The organism is Flavobacteriales bacterium, from assembly GCA_016713875.1.
GTDB lineage: Bacteria > Bacteroidota > Bacteroidia > Flavobacteriales_F > PHOS-HE28 > PHOS-HE28.
This window is the reverse complement of the sequence record JADJOI010000003.1, coordinates 680067-700976: the sequence shown is the minus strand read 5'-3', so window position 1 is coordinate 700976 and position 20910 is coordinate 680067. Positions and strand designations below refer to the sequence as shown.

The 20910-nt window shown below is 66.2% G+C and carries 13 protein-coding genes; 2 read left to right on the top strand and 11 right to left on the bottom strand.

Annotated elements, in window-relative coordinates; translation table 11 throughout:
• Positions 1–33: 33 nt before the first annotated feature.
• The 6 genes from IPJ87_04380 to IPJ87_04355 all read right to left on the bottom strand — a co-directional run bounded on the left by IPJ87_04380 (position 34) and on the right by IPJ87_04355 (position 13733).
• Positions 34–6414, bottom strand: a complete 6381-nt coding sequence (locus tag IPJ87_04380) for a PD40 domain-containing protein (GenBank protein MBK7941103.1) — start codon at positions 6412–6414, stop codon at positions 34–36.
• A 41-nt stretch (positions 6415–6455) separates the two neighbouring features.
• The gene (plsY, locus tag IPJ87_04375; GenBank protein ID MBK7941102.1) at positions 6456–7106 is read right to left on the bottom strand and encodes a glycerol-3-phosphate 1-O-acyltransferase PlsY; all 651 of its coding nucleotides are present in this window, start codon (positions 7104–7106) and stop codon (positions 6456–6458) included.
• A gap of 3 nt (positions 7107–7109) precedes the next feature.
• A complete protein-coding gene (locus IPJ87_04370) occupies positions 7110–11201 on the bottom strand; it encodes a hypothetical protein (GenBank protein MBK7941101.1) in 4092 nt (1363 codons plus the stop codon).
• Between the two features lie 363 nt (positions 11202–11564).
• Positions 11565–12398 carry a 50S ribosomal protein L11 methyltransferase gene (gene prmA, locus IPJ87_04365; protein MBK7941100.1) on the bottom strand — a complete coding sequence of 278 codons (834 nt, stop codon included), beginning with the start codon at positions 12396–12398 and terminating at the stop codon, positions 11565–11567.
• Positions 12399–12402: 4 nt separating this feature from the next.
• The gene (locus IPJ87_04360; GenBank protein MBK7941099.1) at positions 12403–13173 is read right to left on the bottom strand and encodes a triose-phosphate isomerase; all 771 of its coding nucleotides are present in this window, start codon (positions 13171–13173) and stop codon (positions 12403–12405) included.
• A gap of 101 nt (positions 13174–13274) precedes the next feature.
• The gene (locus IPJ87_04355; protein ID MBK7941098.1) at positions 13275–13733 is read right to left on the bottom strand and encodes a sterol desaturase family protein; all 459 of its coding nucleotides are present in this window, start codon (positions 13731–13733) and stop codon (positions 13275–13277) included.
• Between the two features lie 60 nt (positions 13734–13793).
• On the opposite strand from IPJ87_04355, the gene crtI reads away from it, so the two are divergent.
• The gene (crtI, locus tag IPJ87_04350; protein ID MBK7941097.1) at positions 13794–15284 is read left to right on the top strand and encodes a phytoene desaturase; all 1491 of its coding nucleotides are present in this window, start codon (positions 13794–13796) and stop codon (positions 15282–15284) included.
• A 3-nt stretch (positions 15285–15287) separates the two neighbouring features.
• On the opposite strand, the gene IPJ87_04345 is transcribed toward crtI, so the two are convergent.
• From IPJ87_04345 to IPJ87_04335, 3 genes are all read right to left on the bottom strand, one after another.
• Entirely contained in the window at positions 15288–16631 is a 1344-nt protein-coding gene (locus IPJ87_04345; protein ID MBK7941096.1) for a DoxX family protein, read from the bottom strand.
• Between the two features lie 99 nt (positions 16632–16730).
• A complete protein-coding gene (locus tag IPJ87_04340; protein MBK7941095.1) occupies positions 16731–17273 on the bottom strand; it encodes a DUF1599 domain-containing protein in 543 nt (180 codons plus the stop codon).
• Positions 17274–17288: 15 nt separating this feature from the next.
• Complete coding sequence (locus tag IPJ87_04335; protein ID MBK7941094.1) at positions 17289–18548, bottom strand: tetratricopeptide repeat protein; 1260 nt, start codon at positions 18546–18548, stop codon at positions 17289–17291.
• Between the two features lie 42 nt (positions 18549–18590).
• Here IPJ87_04335 and folP point away from each other — a divergent pair, with 42 nt between their 5' ends.
• Positions 18591–19442, top strand: coding sequence for a dihydropteroate synthase (folP, locus tag IPJ87_04330; GenBank protein MBK7941093.1), 852 nt, complete (start codon positions 18591–18593; stop codon positions 19440–19442).
• 43 nt (positions 19443–19485) lie between these two features.
• Here the strand turns inward: folP and IPJ87_04325 are convergent, their stop codons facing one another.
• Together IPJ87_04325 and IPJ87_04320 are read right to left on the bottom strand one after the other, a co-directional pair.
• Positions 19486–19923, bottom strand: a complete 438-nt coding sequence (locus IPJ87_04325; protein ID MBK7941092.1) for a winged helix-turn-helix transcriptional regulator — start codon at positions 19921–19923, stop codon at positions 19486–19488.
• 431 nt (positions 19924–20354) lie between these two features.
• Positions 20355–20891 carry a hypothetical protein gene (locus IPJ87_04320; protein ID MBK7941091.1) on the bottom strand — a complete coding sequence of 179 codons (537 nt, stop codon included), beginning with the start codon at positions 20889–20891 and terminating at the stop codon, positions 20355–20357.
• Between the last annotated feature and the right edge of the window lie 19 nt (positions 20892–20910).

Genomic DNA, 20910 nt, shown 5'->3' with positions numbered 1-20910 from the left:
CGGGATGGCGCGAAAATAAGCGGTCGCACCGCCCTACGGCGTCACCAGCGCCGGATCCACCAGCACCTCGGTCCCGAACCGCTGCAGCAGCGCCCGAGCCTCGGCCACAGGGATCCGCTTGCCGTTGAGGTAGGCCGTGATGAAGGCGTCCTTCACCCCCTTGGTCACCGCGTCCTCGCGGCGTGCCCGCACCACGTCCAGATCGCGGAAGATGCCGGTGGTGTAGCGGATGCGGCCGCCGGCGATGGCCTCGCTGTTGAGCGGGGTGATGTTGAAGAGCTTGTCCAGCGCGACCGGCTTGGAGTACACGCCGACCTGGACGGTGAAGAAGAGGCCCTTCACGGTCTCCACCTGTTTGGCGGGTGCTGCCATGGGGTCGCTGTAGTAGGCCGTGGCGTCCACCGGCGGGTTGAACTGCGCCATCACCTCGGCGGCCGTGGCCGGATAGTTCGCCAACTCCTGACCGGAAGCGGTGGGCACAGGCTGCAGCTCCGAGGGGCGCTGGACGGTGGCCGCAGGGGCAGGGGCAGGCGTGGACGAAGGAGCGGGTGCGGGCGTTGTGGCCGACGGGACCGCCGGCTCCGTGGTGGGTCGAGCAGCGGGCGAGGTCGTGGCCAGGTCTCCTCCACCTTGGGCGATGCGTCGGGCCTCGGCCAGCGGGATGCGCTTGCCATTGTAGAAGGCCACCACGAACGCGTCGGTGTACCCCCGTCCACGCACCGTGCCTTTGGCCTCATCCGCCGCCTCGAAGCGGGTGAAGAGACCGGCCGTATAGCGGATCAGCCCGCTGGTGGTGCGCTCGCCGGTCACCGGCGACAGGTCGCTGAACACCTGCTGCGGCACCGGGTCCCGGAAGGCCCCGATCTGCACGCTGAACACCAGCCCGGCGGGCAAGGGCTGCTCCATGGGGATCGGCGTGGCCCGGGGCAGGGGCACGGCCGCCATGTCGAACACATCCCGGCGCAATGGTTCGGCCGTGATCTCCAGCCCGCGGGTGCCATCCGGCGAAGGAGCGGCCGTCACCGGCGCCGGCGCAGCGGTCGGGATGGCTGTCGCATCGGCAAGGGCACCGGCCCCTTCGCGCGGGGGGGCGCCCGGAGCGGTCACGGGACCCGGGATCTGACCCGCCCGCACCTCGGCCAGCAAGGGATCCGTGCGACGGGTGCGCTGCTCCAGGGCCATGATGCCGGTGGCCCGGTCGTCGTTCAGTTGCTGCAGGTAGAGCGCGGCCTGGCCGTCGTTGAGGGCGGCCGCACCACGCAGGCGCTGTGATGCCGCGCTGAGCGAATCGCCGCGCTGGGCGAGCAGGGTCGATCGGGCGCGCAGGGTGGCCACCTGTTCGCGTGCAGCGGCCTCCTGACCTACCTGCGCGGTGCGTTCCAATTGGTCCGCTTCGGTGACCAACGCCTCGGCCAACTTCTTCATGCCCGCGGCCTCCTCCGCTGCCGCCGTGCCGGCCTCCTGTTGCTCCATGGCCTTCACCTTGGCCTGGAAATACCGGCTGTGGTCCGCGTTGTCCATCACCAGCAGATGCTCCTCGCTGCTCAGGTAGTAGAAGGCCTTCAGCTTCTCGGCGAAGGCCTTGGCCTCGGCCACTTCGCGCTGACGCTGCTCCAGGGAGCGTGCTTCCTCCGCAGTGAGCAGCGAAGCCTGGTGCAGCGAATCCGAGAGGGTCTGCAGGCGAACGGCCTCGCGCTCCAGTTCGGGCCGGGCCTTCTTCCGTGCGGTGAGGGCACTGTCGCGCACGGCCACGGCGCGGTCGGCCAGTGCAACGGACAGCTGCTGATCGCTGGCGGAGCGGTCCATGGCGCCCTTGGCGCGATCCCGCAACACCGTTTCATCCTCCTGCAGGAGCTCGCTCATACCATCGGTGAGCAGCGTGTCGCTGGTGAGGAAGGCCGAGTACCGGACCTGGCCCGCCGGGTCGAGCGGGACCGCGCCTCCGGGAACGGCCGCTGTCGAGCCCTGGTCCGCTCCAGCGCTGCTGGCAGGCTTCGCGCCATCGGCCGCGGGTCCGGTGCCCGGGCCATCGGCGACGGCGACGGGTGCTTCGTCAACGTGCACCAGCGTATCCGCCGCAACAGTGGTCGGCGCTTCCGCGCGAGCCTCCGGCGTCACACCGTCCGTTCGCACCGGTTCCGTCGCCGGGGCCGCAACGGCCGCATCGGCTGCGCCTCCGGGCCGCTCCGGCGCGGGCACCTGCGCCACGGCCGTGGCCGGACCGAACATGCGCTCCTCGACCTGCGCCATGGTGAGCGCTTCACCCCGTAGGAACCGGTCTCCGGAGATGTAGGCCTGCGCGGTGATGGCCCGATCGAGCGCGGCCAGCGCCTGCAGCTCGGCGGTGTAGGCCAGGCGATAGAGGCTGTCGCGGGCCAGGATGTCCTCCTTACGGTCGGCGAGCCTGCGCAGGCGATCGCCCTCGGCGGCATACGTGCGCGAGCTGCCTTCCTCGGAGCGCGCCAGGGCGAGCACCGGCTCATCGGGCGCCAGGCCCAGCCGGGCCACCTGCGCCCCGAGCTCCTTCAGGCTGTCACGCCCGGCCTTCAGCTCCTCGCGGGTGATGAAGGCCATGCGCTGGCCCATCTCCGTGCGCAGGATCAGCTGATCATCGATGGCGCGGTCGGCGTCCTTGCGGATGCGGTCGTACGTCTTTCCCTGAACGGTATCCAGCATCGCCTCCAAGGAATCGATACGGACCTGCAACAGGTCCATCTCCCCCAGGTCCCTGTCACGCAGCGCAACGGCCTCGCCGACCTCGTTGGAACGCACCTCCAATTTGCTGGCATAGACCGCTGTGGGGCGGCCGGCGATGGCCACGTAGCGGGCGGCCTCCGTGCCGGAGATCGTTCCCGCGGAACGCATGGGCCCGCGATCGATGCCCGACCCCGGTGCCGCGGTGACGAGCAGATCGCTGCGCATGGCCTCCGAGCGCAGGCGTTCGGCCCGGGCCTCTTCGGCGCCTTTCAGGTTGCGCAGGCGGTCCACGCGTGGCAGCACCTCGGTGGAACGGGCCGGCTCGCGTTCGATGAGCTTCAACTGACGCTGAACCTGCACATCGATGCTGTCCACCAGGATCGCGCTCAGGTCGCTCAACGCGGCCACCCGCTCATCCAGGTCCTGAACCGCCTCCAGACGCGACACATCGGCCGCATGACCCGGGGTCAGTAGTTCGATGAGCTCCTCGTCGGAGAGCCCTGCCGGCAGCTCCAGCGCCGTCCCGGAGATCACCACCACCTCGGGGCTGTCCACCGGTTGCGCGGTCGTTTCCGCGGCGATGCGTTCAGCGGCGATGGCCGCATCAAGGCTGTCGATGCGCGTGCGGACCTCGGTGATCCGCGCCGTCACGCGCTCCCGTTCCTGACGGTCGCGTGTGGCGGCCCGCAATTGCTGCAGCTCGGCCACCTCGTTCTCCAGCACGAACCGCTGCTGTTCGGCGCTCACGGTCGGTGGCACCGCATCCAGGGTGCCCTGGCCTTGGTCGGCGACCCGGGTGTCCTCCCGGATCTGCTGCGGGGTCGGTGGTACCTGGACCACAGGCTGCGTTCCCTCCGTTCCATCGCGCGACGTCACCCCTTCCCCGGAGGTGGAGGTCGTCGCGTCCTCCTGTCGAGCATTGTCCGCGCCATGCGTCGCATCGGCGCCACCGGTCACGACCTGCCCGGCGGTCGGGGCATCGGGCTGTGCGAGCGTTCCGTTCGGGAGCGCGGCGCCGTCGGCGGATGCGGCTTCCTCGACGACCTGTGGCGCAGCAGGCACCTGCGCCGCTCCGTTGGCGGATGCCGATGGGCGTTCGCTGGCGAGGGCATCACCCTCCTGCGCAGTGATGCCTTCCGGCTGTGCCACCTGCACCGGCGCGGCCTGTTGCGACTGTCCCGTCGGTGCGGCAATGGTGCGTGCGGCGGCCTGTTCGGCGGTCACGCGTTCGGTGGCCGCCGCCGCGGTGGAAGCGCGCGGCTCCGCTGCGGCGAGGGCCTCGCCCAGTTGCCAGTCATAGCGTGCGGCAGGCTCCTCGGCCAGCAGCTCTGCCGCGGCCCCGCTGTAGCGTTCGTCCACCGCCAGACCACCGATGCGCTGCACGTTCTGCGCGATGCGCCCGGCGAGGGCCTCCACCGCGGAGGCGTCCAGCCGGGTGGCCGGGCGCAGGTCGGGCTGCTTCACCAGGCCCGCGACCAATTGGCCGCGGGTGCGCATCGTGGCCACCTCGGCCTCGGCCGCGCGGGCCCGCGCGTACGCCTTGGTGACCTCCTGCCCCAGGTACCCGAGCTGCTCGCGCTGTTCGGTGAGCTCCCGCGTGATCTCGTCCTGTCTGGTCTTGCCCTTCGCGGTGGCCAGCTCGCGTTCGAGCCTTCCGATGCGGTCCCGCAGTTCGCTCTCCTCGCTGCTCTTGCTGCGTGCCGCCGCCATGGTGCGGGTGGCCTCCAGCTCCTTCTCGGTGGCCTCCCGCCGCACGCGCTCCACCAGGTCCGGGCCGGCGCCGGAGCCCTTCGCGGCCTCCTCGTGCTCGCGGGCCTTCACCAGCAAGGGCAGGGTACGGTCGGCCTGCTTGGCGTTCAGCGCATCGCCGAGCTCGGTGGCCAGGGTGGCGGTCCGTTGGGACCGTTGGGCGGTGGCCATCCGCTCGGCATCCAGGTCCTGCCCGGTGCGCATGGCCGCGCGGGCCTTGGCGTTGGCATCGGTCGCACGCGCACGGGCCAACGCCGCTTCACGCATCAGCCGCTCGCGCGCCACCGTGTCGGTGATCAGTACGGCCTGCTTCACGAGGTCATCCGCGACCGAGGCCGAGCGCTCGGCCTCAAGCACCGCTTCCTGGGCCAGGGTGAAGGCGGCGCCCGATCCATCGCCAAGGTCCTTGATGTGTAGCTCGTCCTGCTGTGCACTACGTTTCAGATCGGCCACCACGGATGCTGCTGTACGGTCGCCGGTGAAGCCGGCCTCGTTCATCAGCTGGTCGGTGCTGCGGGGTGCCTGCTCTTGGGCCACCGGCGGTGCGGCCGCGGCCTGCCCCACGTCCAGTCGGGCGCGCCGCTTGATCTCCTCCAGGGCCATGGCCACCAGGTCGCCTTCCAGCGCCTCCTCGAAGTAGTTGCGGATCACCAACCGCTCCTGACCGCCCTGGTCCTCCAGCTTCAGCTCCTGGCGATAGGCGCGAGGGCCATCGCTGCGCGGCACCTCCACGATACCGGCGTGCTTCCTTCCCGTGGGACCCGCCTCCACCAGGAAGCGGTAACGGCCACTGCGCGGCAGGCTGATCAGGTAGGTCCCGTTGATGTCCGTCCGCACATCGGCCACCACCTCGCGGGTGAGGCCGTCCTCGACGATGATGTGCGCCTTGCGGTCATCCGCATCGAAGGCCGAGGCGAAGGTGCCCTTCAGCACGGTGAGCACCACCGGCACCTGCTCGGTGCTGACGCGGTACACATGCAGCATGTTCTGGCTGCTGCTGCGCGCCGAGGCGAAGCAGGCCTGGCGCCCCTCCCCGTCCACGATGTAGAACAGGTCCTCATCGGGCGTGTTCACGGCGAAGTCGAGGTTCTCCGGACGGCCGAAGACGTCCATGCCGCGGTCGTAGGCGCTCTTGAAGATGTCGTAGCCGCCCATGCTGTTGTGCCCCTTGCTGGCGAAGTAGAAGCTCTTGCCATCGGGATGCATGAAGGGGAAGTCCTCGTCCTGGTCGGTGTTGATGAAGCCGGCCAGGCGCACCGGAACGGCGAAGGTGCCGTTGGGCAGGATCTCCGTGCGGTAGATGTCGCGGCCGTTCTTGCCGTCCTTGCCATAGCTGCCGAAGTAGATCGGGCCCGGCTTGTCCGGCAGGTGGATCAGGGAACGGCCCGTGAACTTCTTGTCCAAGGGGGTCTTCAGTTCGTCCGGGGTCACCACGATGCGGCCGCCGATGCCCTCCAGGTCGTAGTAGCGGAAGAACTCGCGGTCCTCCACCTCCACCTTGCTGCTGACGGTGATCTCCTTGAGGCTGCTGAGCAGCTGCTGACCGTTGCGGCACTGCTGCTCCAGCGCGTCCACCGGATGGGCGGCGATGGCCTTGGCGTCGCCGGTGCCGCGGAAGCGCTGGTAGGCGTTCAGCGCGTCGGTGAAGCGGTAGTTGAGGTGGTAGGCGCGGCCCAGCCAGAACCAGGCGAGGGCGGGGATGGACGGGTCCGCCGCCGCGTACTTCAGGAAACCGATGGCCTTTTCCCGGTCGCCGCCGCCATGCAGCACGCAGGTGCCGTAGTGGTAGTTGAGCCGGCGGTCGCCGGGCTCCAGGCTCACCAGCTGCGAGTACAACGGCAGGGCCTCGGCGAACCGCTCCTCGGTGAAGAGGGCGTCGGCCTTGGCGCGCAGCTGCTTGTCACCCTGTCCGTGGGCGAGGAAGGCAGCGCACAGCCACAGCGGGAGCACCGCGAGGCGGGTCATCATCGAAGAGCGCGCCTTTGTACCGCTTGCAGGGGTCGGCGGTTTCATGGGCCTCCGGCGTTCCGGCCGGCCAGGTTCATCCGGTTCTCCTCCCCGCGCCACAGGCGACCGATGTTCTGGCGGTGGGTGTACAGCACCAGCAGGCACAGCACCACGGCGAAGCCCACTTTCACCGGACCGGTCTCGTGGAACACCAGCACCACCGCCAGCGGATAGACGACAGCGGCCGTCATGGAGCCGAGGGAGACGTACCGTGATACGCTGAAGACGACCGCGAAAGCCGCCACGCAGATGAGGGCCGCACCGGGATGTACGGCGAGCACCCCGCCCAGGGAGGTGGCCACGCCCTTCCCGCCGCGGAAACCGGCGAACACCGGATACAGATGGCCGAGCACCGTGGCCAGGACGAGCACCACACGGAGCCACATCCAGCCCTCCCCGTCCACCTCCAGGCCCGAGAAGTTGGGCAGCACACGCACCGGAAGGAAGCCCTTCAGCATGTCGATGAGCAGCACCGGCACACCGGCGCGCGGACCGAGCACCCTGAAGGTGTTCGTGGCCCCGGCATTGCGGCTGCCGTGCTCGCGTACATCGATGCCATGGAAGGCCCGGCCCCACCACACCGCGGTGGGGATGCTGCCGATGAGGTAGGCGAGCATCACGCTGAACGCACCGTACACCCAGGGGAAGTCCATGGTTCAAAGTCCGAAACGGTCGCGGAACTCGTCCACCTTGCGTTTGTTGGTGAGGATGAACTGGTAGGCGGGCTCGTCCTTCTTGCTTTCGAGCACCCGCTTGTCGTCCTTCAGTTCGCTCAGCATCGTGTTGAACTGCTGGTCGCTGCTGTAGGCATAAAGGTAGTTACGCGCGTACTGGAAGAAGTAGTAGGTCTGGTCGTCGAGCATCAGCAGGATGGTCATCGCGTCGCCGCTGCGCTTGCGCTGCAGCTCCACCTTGCCCTTCACATAGCGGAACACGGGCTTCTTCAGCACGGTGCCCACGCCGATCGGCCCGCGGCTCAGCCAGCTCTGCTCCACCTCGTCCCAATACAGGTTGACGTCGCACAGGTTGAGCGCTTTCACCAGTTCGTCGGGCAGCTTCTTGATCTCGCCCTTCAGGCTCAGCTCACTGATGAGCTTGTCGCTCTTCTCCAGGCCGAGCACCTCGCGCAACGAGCGTTCATAAGGTGTCTTGGTGATGTCGACCTGCTTCTGGTCCGGATAGGCCAGCATCTCGGTGGTCATGCGCTCCAGGGCGTTCTCCAGGAAGAAGAAGTCGGCCATCATCACCACGCGGGCGGTGGTGCTGTCCGGTCGGTGCACGAGGGAACCCACGTTGTCCACGACCACGCGGCCCAGGTTCAGGCCGTGCCGGATGCGGCCGTCGCCCTGCACCAGGCAGTCCTCCGTGCCCAGGCTCACCAGGTCGCCCGGCAGGCTGCGCTGGCGGATCTTCTCCTTGTTGCTCACCACATAGGCCTTCTTCGCCTTGTCGTAGAAGAGCAGGCCCTGAGCGGTGATCACCGGGGCATCCTTGCGGTCGCGTTTGCGGCTCAGGAAGGTGCCGTAGGTGGCGAAGGGGTCCTCGGTGGTGAGGAAGACACCGTTGCCGATCGCCTGGCCCTTGTCGTCGAGCAGGGAGTCGCTCACCGGGATGAAGACCTCCAAGGGGTCGATGCGCCCGCTGAAGCGCATCCAGTTGCGCTCCAGGCCCGTGCAACCGTGCTGCACGCGGGTGCTCCCCGTGAAGGTGAGCTCCTTGATGCTGGCCTCCAGCAGCACATCACCGAAGAAGTCGAACGCGGGGCTCAACTGGAAGCCCTCATCCTCCAGCACCCGGCCCCGGGCATAGGTCTGGTAGGCCGTGTCCACGTTCACGTTCTGCAGGCGGATGGTGTAGGTCTTCTTGTTCTCATCCACATAGTCATACTGTCCGGTGGCGCTGTACTCGCGCCGCTTGCGGATGTCCACCGTGGCGTTGTAGATGCGGTGGTGCTTGGTGACGAAGTTGGCCGTGATCACCGCGTTGGTGAGCGGGTCCATCTCGGCGTTGCGGCGGATGCGCACGCGCATGCTGTCGGGTGTCACCAGCGCATCGGCCACCTGGATGTACTGCACATCGTTGGCGGTGATGAGGTGCCGCTTGAGGTCGTACCGGGCCTTGGGTGCCATGAAGGCCAGCGAGTCCTGGTCCGGCCGTATGCTGATGAAGTTCGATCCGGAGAGCTGCAGGTCCTCCGAGGCCGCTGCGGCCGTGCGGTCGCTCTCCAGTTCGATGTCGCCTTGGTCCATGTACCACTTGAAGCGGTCCATGTAACAGATGTACTGGTTCACCGGGAACTCCACCTTGGTCTCGTCGCCGTTGCTCACGAACTCGCCGAGGCGCTCGTCAAGCTTCACGGTGGCGTTCACGTTGTCCGTCTTGAAGGCGATGCTGGCCGTATCACCCTCCGTGAGCCGGAAGTCGCTCGTATCGGAGTGGAGCTGCATGGTCTTGAAGTCGAACAGGTCCGCCCGCAGCGTGGCGTTGGTGAAGTCCACCAGCCCGGCCCCGGTCATGCCCTTGGGCCCCAGGTCGGTGTGACCATGCAGGTAGGCCTGTCCCTCGTACATCACCATCGGGGCGCGGGTGGATGCGGCAAAGAGGTTCTCCCGCTTCGGTTCGAGGCGCACGAAGACCTGCCCGCCCTTCACACTGGGCACGTTGAGCGCGGCCGTGCTCGCGGCGTTGAGGAGCGTGTCGGCCACCCCGAAGGTGCTGTCCGGGCAGAAGACGAACGACTTGGAATTGGCGATGGTGGTGAGGTAGGCCAGCTCGCCGTCGCCTTGCAGGCCGTTGAAGTTGAGCGTGATGGTGTTGTCGAACTTGGACCGCTTGCCATAGAGCGGCATGCCCCCGTCGCCGGTGGACCGGACGAAGCCGAGCGCGTAGTCCGGCTGAAGGCGCAGCGGCTCCTTGATGTCCGGGAAGATGCCCGCGCTGACGAGCGTGCCTGGGAAGTACAGACCCGCGTTGGTGAAGTTGTCGAGGCTGTCGAGCTGGAAGGGATCGCTGCGGTAGTAGAACCGATCGCGGTCGTAGACACCCTGCTGGATGCGGGGGTTGTCATAGTACACGAAGGACTCCTTGGCGCTGTTGAACTTGGGGAACTGGGGGTAGTTCTTCTGCTGCAGGCCGCTCTTGTTCGTGGGCGCATCCACCTCGAGGGTCCCGCTCACCTGCTCGAGCACGTTCCGCACGCGCACCCAGCCGGTCTCCCCGTTCTCATCGGGTTCGAAGCTGTCGGCGTAAAAGCTCACCGAGTCCACGTTCAGCAGGTCCACGGAGAAGGGATCGTAGTGGAAGTAGTACTCCTTGCCATGGTACTGGAGCTTGCCGGCCTGCACCATGCCGCCAAAGGTGAAGTCGCGGCCCTTCTTGATGGTGATCTTCTGCTCGCTGGGGAAGATCCGCACGTCCTGTGAATCGCTGAGGATGATGCGCGAAACGCCCACCAGCGCCAGGTCCCAATTGAGCAGGTTGAGCGTGGCGTTCACCCCGTCCTGGCCCTTGCTGTTGAACTGCAGCACGTCGTAGTCGAGCTTGCCCGCACTGGCCAGGATATGCTGCTTGAGGCGTGGCTTCACGTGCACATCCTCGGTCTCGGGGTCGTAGTCCAGGTAGCCCTTGTTGGCCATGTCGATCAGCAGGGGCACCACCTGGTCCTTCTGCATGCGCGTGCCGCTGGCGAACTCCTGCGCGGAAAAGTCCATGCCGGCCTGTTTGGTGAAGTCGTTCAACCGCACCAACGGATGGATGGCGTCGATGCCGAGCATGGCCATGTAGCGTTTCTCCTTGAAGTAGTTGAAGCTCTCGAAGCTCGCCCGGTCCTGGGTGCTGCCTTGCAAATTGCCCAGATGCACCACCGGATCGCCTTGTTTCCAAGTGAGCATTTCGAAATACATGTCGATCTGGTGGTAGGTGTCGTAGTACGGGGCCTTGCTGAGGCCCTCGTCCTTCTTGATCAGGGTGAGCAGCTTCTTGTCCTTCAGGTAGCGCAGGCTCACGCTGGGGTGATGGATGCTGTCCTTGTCGACCACCAGGCGAACGCCCACATCCTCGCTGGTGATGCGCTCGGGCTCGATGCTGTAGGCCAGCCCCTGGGTGATGATGAAGGGGCGCTTCTCGCGGTAGAAGGTGAGGTAGGCGGGCTCTTCCCGCGTGCCATAGCCCTGCAGCTTGGCGCCCTGCATGCTGAAGCCGCCCTCGAAGTCGATGCCGTCGACGATGTCGCGGATCTTCATCCGGCGGTCGTAGCTCTCGAAGCGCGGGTAGCTCGCGTTGTCCTCATCCACGTTCGCCAGCACCTTGTCCGTGAGCCGGCCCAGCAGGGTGCGCTCGAAATAGGGGTCGTTGAACTGCACGCTGTCCACCTCGAAGGTGCTGCTCTTCATGCGGACCTCATACGGGCCGTTCCATTCGGCGAAGGTGGCCGCAGGCTTCAGGCCCGCGCGTTGCCAGGTGACCTTGCCCGCACGGCCCCGCCACAGCTCCAGGGTGGGATAATACGTGCCGCTGGTGCCGATGATCACGGCACTGTCCCCCTTGGCGAAGCAGCGCAGGTCGGTGCGTTCGAACACCACCTTCGGCACCGTGTCGTAGGCGAAGGTGAAGCCCGTGCCCGCGGCCTGCCAGCGGGTGCTGGCGCTCTCGTAGATGGTGCGGTCGCGGAACAGCCCGGCGCACATGGTGATGTAGCTGCTGAAGTTCTTCTTGCGGCCGCTCTTCACCAGCTCGTCCAAGCTGGTCATCCAGGCATCGAACTCGGGCCGCGCTGCGCCCGCCATTGGCGAAGGCCGCCACCGCTCCGAGGTAGTCCTTGAAGTGCGGGTAGGCCTCGAACCGTTTCTTCTGCATCGCGTTGGCGATGTCGATCACGCGCTTGCGCTGGCCGTCCTGGTAGTAGCTGCCGTTCCACACCGGGGTGAACACGGTCTCCATGAAGGCCTTGCCCTCCTTCTTGTCCGCCTCGATCAGCAGGGCGCTCATCTCCTGCAGGAAGGCCGCGGGGTCCTGGGAGAAGGCCTTCGTCTGCGCCAAGGCCGGACGCGGGACGGCGGCCAGGCCGAACAGGGCGAGGACGATGCGCGGAACGGTGTTCGAGCGGAGCTTCATCATGGTCGGTGGCAGGCGAGCAGGGTCCATTCACGGTCATGCGCGGCGTCGCCATCGCGCAGGCCGGCCATGCGCGCCGCAGCGCGCAGTGCGTCCGTGTCCGGGGCCAGGAATCCGCTGAGGAGGAGGGTGCCGCCCGGCCGCAGCGCCTTGGCCAGCGCCGGCATGCCGCGAAGCAAGGTGTTGCGCTCGATGTTGGCCAGGATCAGGTCCCAACGGTCGGGGTGCAGGTCGTTGACGTCCCCGCGCACCACCGGCCACCCCGCGCAGCCGTTGGCGTCAAGGTTCTCGCGGGCGTTGTCGACCGCCAGCGGGTCGTTGTCCACCGCCAGTAGATCGGTGGCCCCGCGCCGTGCGGCCAGGACGGCCAGCACGCCCGTGCCGCAGCCCATGTCGCACACGGTCTTTCCCGCCAGGTCCATCGCCAGCATGGCCTGCACCATCAACCGGGTGGTGGCGTGGTGGCCGGTGCCGAAGGCCATGCGCGGGGTGATGACGATCTCCGTGCCGAAGCCGGGCTCGGCGGGGTGGAAGCCCGCCCGGATGAGCACCTGCCTCCCCACGCGCACCGGTTCGAAGCTCGCCTCCCACACGGCGTTCCAATTGGTGTCCGGCACTTGACGTTCCTCGATACCCACCTGCATGTGGGCTCGGTGGGGGGCGATGGCGGCATCCACGGCGCTCCGATCGTACCGCTCAGAGCGGATCGCCGCCTTCACGCCCTGCGGGGTCTCTTCGAAGCTGTCGAACCCCAGCTCGGCAAGCTCCACCATCAGCAGGTCGCGCCAGGGTTCCAGCGGTCGGATCAGCAGATCGATCTCGGTCCAGGGCATGGCGTCACTTGGGCTTCTTCATGCGGTGGGCGATGTGCACGAGCTCCAGAAAGGCCCCTGCATCCAGGGAGGCGCCGCCGATGAGCCCGCCGTTCACGTCCGGACCGGCGAAGAGCTCCGCGGCGTTCTCGGGCTTGCAGCTGCCGCCGTAGAGGATGGGGATCCCTTCGGCATGGCCCGGGGCAAGGGCACGAAGCCGGCCACGGATGAACGCGTGCATCTCCTGCGCCTGGGCCGCCGTGGCGTTCAGGCCGGTGCCGATCGCCCACACGGGCTCATAGGCCACGATGAGCTTCGACATGGCTTCGCCGGACAAGTCGGTCAGTGCGTCGTGCATCTGGGCGCCCACCACCTCCTGGTGCCGGCCGGCCTCGCGGTCTGCGCGCATCTCTCCGCAGCAGTAGATGGGCGTGATGCCAACGGCGAGGAGCGCCTGGATCCGGGCATGCACCGCCGCATCGGTCTCTCCGAAGTACTGCCGCCGCTCGCTGTGCCCCACGATGCACGCCTTCACACCACAGCTGGCCAACATGGCCGCGCTCACCTCGCCGGTGAAGGCGCCTGAGACCGCCTCGTGGCAGTGCTGCGCCGCCACCGCGACCGCAGTGCCCTGCAGCCGCTCCACCGCCAGGGACAGGAAGGGGAAGGCCGGCGCTACGATCACCTCCACTCCGGTGGGCAGCTCCCCGATGGCCTGGGCCAGATGCCCAAGCAGATCAAGGGCCTGGGACCGGTCCTTGTTCATCTTCCAATTGCCGGCGATCACCGTGCGCATGCGGTCGAGCCGCCCCGTTTGACAGGCGGTCGGACAAAGATGGGCGGCCGCTCCGGAGACCCGCCCTGCTCGCAGGTCGCGATATCAACAGCCCCCTGGGATCAATCCACGGAGGCGCGGAAGTACTTCAGGGGCACCAGCAGCATGCCGAAGCACTCGCCATGTTCTGGACCCTTGTGCTTATGATGCGCGAAATGCGCCCGGGCCAGCCCCTGCAGGTAACGCCCCCGGACCTTGCGGCGCCTGCCTGGCCGGTTGTGGATCACCACCTCATGCACGTACACGTAGGCGATGCCGTAGAGCAGGATACCGATCCCCACGAACAGGCGCCAGTCACAACCGCCCATCACACCGGTCTGCATGAAAAGCCAGCTGGGCACGGCGAAGATCAGGGCGAACCAGTCGTTGCGCTGGTAGCGGTGACCCGGCACGGGCTGGTGGTGATCACGGTGCAGGCCCCACCCCACACCGTGCATGATGTACTTGTGCGCGGCCCAAGCCACGCCTTCCATGGCCAGGAAGGCCCCGATGACGCAGCCGATGTGGAACAGGAGCAGCATGGTCGGCACAAAGGTGCGACGGCGGCCAGAGATCCCGAACTTCGGCCCCTACACGCTCCCATGCCCTCAGTGACCGACCGCCGATGTGCCGTGATCGGCGCTGGCGTTGCCGGCCTGGCCGTCGCCATCCGTCTGGCGCATGCGGGCTGGGCCGTCACCGTCTTTGAACGAGGGCCGATGGCGGGCGGGAAGATGGGCGAGCTCCGCATGGACGGCCACCGGTTCGACCGCGGGCCCACGGTGCTCACCGTGCCGCACCACCTCGACGCCCTCTTCACGCTGTGCGGAGAGGATCCAAGGGCGCACTGGCGATACCAAAGGCTCGACCCGGGCTTCCACTACCACTTCGAGGACGGCACGGTGGTGCGCACATGGGCGGACCAGAATGCCCTTGCTGAGGAATTCGCCGCACGCACCGGCGCCGGTCGTGACCGCATGCTCACCTTCCTGAAGCGGTCCAGGGAGAAGCTGGACATCACCCAGCGCGTGTTCCTGGAACGCTCACTGCATGTGCCGGGCAACTACCTGAACGCCTCCACCCTCTCCGGCCTGCTCCGCTTCGGGCGGATCGAACCGCTCACCAGCATGGCCCGTAGCAACGCCGCCCTGCTGCGCGCGCCGAAGGCAGCGGCCATCCTCAACCAGTTCGCGAGCTACAACGGCGCGAACCCCTACCAGGCACCCGCCACGCTCAACCTCATCTCCTACTTCGAACTGGCCCTGGGCTCCTTCCATGCGGAGGGCGGAATGTACGCGGTGGCGCGGGCGTTGGAGGACCTCGCCCGACGACAGGGCGTGAGGTTCCACTACAACGCGCCGGTGGAGCGCATCGCCGTGGTCCGCGGGCGGGCGAACGGCGTGGTGGTGGGCGGCCATACCGAGGGCTTTGATGCGGTGGTGAGCAACGCGGATGTGCTGCGCACCTGGCGCACCCTGCTGAAGGACCAGGCCGCGCCCCGCACCTCCCTGGCCCAGCCGCGCTCAAGCTCGGTGATCGTGTTCCACTGGGGCATGAAGCGCCTCCATCCCACGCTTGGGCTGCACAACATGTTCATGAGCGGCGATGCCCGCCAGGAGTACGACCGCATCTTCCGCGACCGCACGATGCATGATGATCCATCGGTGTACGTGCACATCAGCAGCAAGATGAACCCGCAGGACGCCCCGGCCGGACAGGAGAACTGGTTCGCCATGGTGAGCGCGCCCCACCACAGCGGTCAGGACTGGGATGCGCTGGTGGAGCGGACCAGGGACCATGTGCACGCCAAGCTGTCACGGATGCTCGGCTCGGACATCGCATCCTCCATCACCTGCGAGGCGGTGACCGACCCGCGCACCATTGAGGCGTTGACGGACAGCCCGCAGGGTGCGATCTACGGCAACAGCGTCAACGGCATCCTCGCGACCCTGTTGCGCCATCCGAACTTCACCCGTCGGATCGATAACCTCTTCTTCTGCGGCGGCAGTGTCCATCCCGGGGCGAGCATCCCGCTCTGCCTGTTCAGCGCGCGGATCACCGCCGATCTGGTGCAGCGGCGCTTCAAGGCCTGAGCGTCAGTGCAGCTTCGCCTTGGCCTCGTCCAGTCCGGGGGTGTCGTTGCACGACCATTGTCCGCGGACCGTCCCCTGCTGCAGCAGCACGGTGCCCGGATTGCTGCGCACCACGGTCTTCACGGTCTTCTCATCGCATTGCACGAAGTCGAAAGGGGTTTGATGGGTATGACGGAAGTCCTCGATCCGTTCAAACGGGCTGGCGGACACCCCGTACACATACCAACCGGCGTTGAAGGCCGCCTGGGCCAGCGTGTTGATCCCCGGCAGACAGGCGAGATCCGCCTTCTCCACGTTGTACACCATCACCAGCAGCACGGGTGTCGGGTCCCCGAGCACATCGGCGGTGATGTCGTTGCCATCGCGATCGGTGAGCCCGAAATCCTGCACCGGGCTTTCCATACCGGCCTTGAGCACCTCCACGCGCCGGTCGACGTAGACCCATGTGCTGTCGTCCCATGGATAGGCGCCGCGGGTATCGAACTCCTTGCTCTCACCCGTGGACTGGTTCTTATAGGTCATGTAGATCACCTGCTCGGGTGCCTGCCCCATGGTCTTCTGTTCGCTGATGCTCTTGCCGACCGCGTACGGGCGGTAGTCGATCCAGGGCAGATGGGCGTAACACCACCAGATGAAGACCGCACCCAGCAGGGAGATCCAGCCGGCCGTGGTCCATTCCGCACGCGCGCCCTGCGTGTACCGCTTCACCATCCAGTAGCCCAGGAGGCCCACCACCGTGAACGCGAGGTAGAAGAATGAACCGAAGACCCAACTCCAGACGGCCACACCGATGAGCCCACCGGGTAGCAGGACCTTGTCCTCCGCCGTTGAGTTGAACGGGATGCCCGGACGGCGGACGGCAGCGAAGAAGATGGGCAGCACGAGCACGAGCAGGATCACATCCTTGGTGAAGCTCTCCCATGGTGTGAGGCTTCTGCCGATCGACCCTTTCATCGCATCGCCGAAGCAGCCGCAATCGGTCACACAGGTCACGCCGCGTTCCTCTGACACACCGTTCACGAGCACGGTGTAGGTGTCGTTGGGGTCGCAGGTGGCGGTGTAGGCGGTGAGCCAGCCGAAGAAGAGGGTGAGCAGCACCAGGGCCCATGAGGCCAGCTTCATGCGGCCACCCACCAGGACAGCGAAGCCCAGCACGATCTCGCCCAGGCACGCCAGGATGGCGAGCGCAAGGGCCCAAGGCTCGAGCCAGGGCATGTTGAGCGCGCTCTCCGCGAAGTACTCCTGCAGCTTGTAGCTGAAACCGAGCGGGTCGTTGGCCTTCACCAGGCCGGATACGATGAAGGTGGCGCCGACAAGGATGCGGCAGAGGAGGATCAGGGTGCGCATGGTCGCTAAGCCGCTCCGCAGGGGTCGACGGCGGGGCGCAAGTTAGCGGGGCCGCCGTCCGCCCTCCGGCCGTTCACACTTCGTTAACGCACCATCGGATCAGGCACCTTCATCGAGCCGGATCATGGCGAAAACGCCATAGTTGATGATGTCGAGGAAGTTCGCATCGATGCCCTCGCTCACCAACGTGGAGCCGGCATTGTCTTCGATCTGTTTGATGCGCAGCAGCTTCATCAGGATGAGGTCCACCAGGGAGCTCACACGCATGCTGCGCCAGGCCTCACCGTAGTCGTGGTTCTTGCGGAGCATCAGGTCGCGCGCCTGGTGCAGGGCGGCCTTCACCTTCGCCGAAGCGGAGGCCGCATCCAGGTCGGGCGCATCCACCACGCCCAGTTCCAGCTGCACTAGCGCCATCGCCGCGTAGTTGATGATGCCGATGAGCTCCGGCCGGATGCCTTCGCCGACCTTGCTCTCCCCCACCGTCTGCAGGGTGCGGATGCGCTGCGCCTTGATCAGGATCTGGTCCGTGAGGGACGGTACGCGCAGTACGCGCCAGGCCGTCCCGTAGTCGTGCGCCTTCTTCGTGAACAGGGCCATGCACTCGCCGGTGACGGCGTCGTACTCGGACAAGGTGCGTTCCATGCGGCGGCGAAGGTATCAGGCCTGTGCGGAGCGCCTCCGCCACCACCAGAGGCCCAGTCCTGCGGCCAACAGACCACCCACGACCCAGGGCCAGGAAGACCTGGAGCCGGTGCTCGTGCCTTGCTCGGTGGGCGCCGATGCACGCTGAACGCTGTCCGCGACCATGCTCTTGCGGAACTCCACACGGGCGAGCAGTTCCCGCGCCTGCTGGCGCTGTAGGCTGTCACTGAGGACGGCCCTGCGCTCCGTGTTCCACTGCACACAACCTTCGTTGCCTGTTCGTTCGCAAGCCCGCACCAGGCAGGCGCAGGCCTTCTCCTCCACGTTCCGGAGCTGCAGGTCGGCCGCTGAGCGCGCAGCCCTTCCGCAGTGGCCGATGGCGTCCGCAGGTCGGTCCCGATCGAGCGCGAGCAGCCCCAGGCTGATCAAGGCCTGGGCCAACCCCGGCTCGTCGCCCAGCGAGTCGCGCAAGGCGATGCTGGCCGATATCCAGTACTGTGCACTGTCGAGCTGCCCCAGCACGCGGTGCACTTCTCCGATGTCATGCTGCATCAGGGCCCTGCCCGACCGATCGTTCACCTGCTCACGGTATCGCAGGCTTCGGAAATAGAGCATCAGCGCCCCCCGGAGGTCCCCCCTGTCCTGGGCAAGCAGGCCCAGGTTCCCATAGGCTCCCGCCAGCCCCGGCCGATCATCCGCGGTCTCCGCGGTCCGCAGCACCTGTTCGAGCATCCGCCGTGCGGCGGCCGTATCGCCCATCTCCCGGTGAATGCCGCTGAGGTTGCTGGCCGTGATGGCCTGCCCGCGGCGATCGCCCAACGCTTCGAACACCGGCACGCACCGCTCGTAGTGCTCGAGGGCCCTGACCAGATCGCCCTGCTGGTGGAACACGGCGCCCAGGTTGCTGTTCGCTCCGGCCACCCCGCGTTGATCATCCAACTGCTCGTACAGGGCCAGCATCTCCCGGTAGGTCACCACCGCCGGGTAGAAGTTGCCCATCAGCACGTAGGCCATGCCCTTGAAGTTGAGCGCGAAGGCCTGGCGCCTGCGGTCCCCAACGGCCGTGGCGGTCTCATGCACATCCATGGCCAGCCGCAACGCGCTGTCCGGGTGCTGGTAGATCAAGGTGCGGAGCGCCTCTCCGGCCGCCTGCATCCGCACCGTATCCGGACGGTCCGGGTCCTTCCAGATGCGGAGGAGGCTGTCCTGTTGGGCCTGAAGGGGATCCAGGAAAAGGAGGAACATGAAAAGCCCCACTACCTGCGGACGCGCCATGCGGCAAAGGTCGCGGATCCCGGCCCGAACGATCTTCGCCGCATGATCTCACGCCCCATCACCTGGCGCATCGGGGACCGGCTGAAGCAGTTACCCGCACCGTGTGTGATGGGCATCCTGAACGCCACGCCGGATTCCTTCCACCCGGGAAGCCGCGTGGATGTCAGCTCGGCACTGCGCCTGGCGGAACGGATGCTGATCGAAGGCGCTGCCATCCTCGACATCGGCGGGGCGAGCTCGCGTCCCGGCTCCGCTGAGGTGGACACGACCGAGGAGCTGCGCCGCGTGGTGCCCGTGATCGCGGCCGTGCACGCACGCTTCCCCGAGGCCCTGCTGAGCGTGGACACGTCGCGCGCCGCCGTTGTCCGCGAAGCGGTGGCCGCCGGCGCAGGGCTGGTGAACGACATCGGCGCAGGCCTGCTGGATCCAGAGATGCTGCCCACCGTGGCCACGCTGCACGTGCCCTATATCGCCATGCACATGCAGGGCAACCCGGCCACCATGCAGCTGTCCCCCACCTACGCGGATGTCGCCGGGGAAGTGACGCTATTCCTGAGCGGACGCATCCGGGCCTGCAAGGACGCCGGGATAGCCGATGTGATCATCGACCCGGGCTTCGGCTTCGGAAAGACCACTGACCATAACTACGCGCTGCTGCGCGCATTGCCGCGGCTGGCGGGCCTGGGCGCGCCCGTGCTCGTGGGCGTTTCGCGCAAGCGCATGATCACTGAGGTGCTCGGCACCACTGCTGCTACCGCACTGAACGGCACCACCATCCTGAACACCCTTGCAGTGCTCGGCGGTGCGGCCATCCTCCGCGTGCATGATGTGCTCGAAGCCACGGAAGTGGTGAAGCTAACAGGCCGCTTGCAGGACGAGTCCCGTCAAATCTGAGCGGACCGCACGACCGGCCATCGATGCGACCCCCGCGCACGTGTTACCCTTCGACCTCGGTCAGCTTCGCCTGAGCTTGGTTGATGGTGGCACACAGGTGCTTCACCTCGCCCTCCCCCACAAGCGCCTGATAAGCCAACTGGACCTTCTTCCAAGCTGCCTTGGCATCCGTCTCGAGGCGCTCTCCACGACCGGTCAGGAAGACCCGCACGGTGCGCCCGAATACCTCGCGCTGCACCAGGCCTTTGGAGACCATTTTGTCGAGGGTCTTGGTCACGGTGGACTGATCGAGGACCAGCAGCGCAGCGAGGTCACTGACGGAGATCCCCGGCGCGGAACGCACACTGATCAGAATGAATCCTTGCGTGGGACTGAGCTCCACGGCGCCAAAGTGCTCGCGTGCGGAGCGGTCCAAGGTGCGGGCGAGGGCGGCGGAAGTGAAGTAGAGGCAGGTATGGAAGGGGGAACGGGGGGCTGGCATGGTCCGAATGTAACGTATGCATGGCCATACATATGTCCATATCCTCGAAGCACATCGTTCGTCGGGAGCATATCTGATTGAATAACAAATGATTGCGAGTTAAATCACCCATTGGAAAGACTGATCGACCCCGGAAGCATGTATGGCCATACATGCTTCCTAAGCAGTCCTCTCCAGAGATCTTCTTATCATAACTCATTGATTATCTATCACTTACTTAAAGTACCCACCTTGAGTCCATGTGACCGAATGCAAAAGAATATATGTATGGCCATACATACTTCTAAGGTGAACAGAGTGCACCCATCTTCCACAATAACCTCACGTTCAGAAACTTAAACGTACGACGATCCGATTGATCCTAATAAAGGGCCCTCGACTGAACATATGCATGGCCATACATATGTCACGTGGATCCTCACCTCCTCCCTTCACAACCGATCCACCGGTGGCCTTCGCTTCTCCGCAGGCCGGTATTTCCGAACCAGCTTCTCATAGGCATCCATAGCCTCAGCCACCTGCGGCCGGATCCGTTCGGTGTACTCCACGTTCCAGCTCAGGTTGCGTACGGACTGCTTGTACAACGCCTCGCCCAATGGCATGTCGAACACCTGATAGTCCCCGCCCTCTACCCACTGGATCATGGTCATCTGAACGTCCATCTCATAATACGGGACGTCCGGAAAGACAGGGATCTCGCGTGCGTCGATGCGCACATGCTTGGTCACTAGGTCCTGGCGCGAGAACCACACTGTATAGATAGCCCCACGGTCGAGCAGGAACTCGTACGTGCCGTTGCTCTTGGTCACTGTCTCATCCAACGGGATGCTATCGCGGAGCACACGGACCAGAACCCCTTTCTCCGGGTTCCCGGTGAAGTATTCCGTCACCAGGCCGTAAAGCCGGATGTAAAAACGGTCTCGTTGTGCATGCACGGACACGCAGGTCAGCAGCACGACCAGCAGCATCACAGGCCTCAAGCTTCGG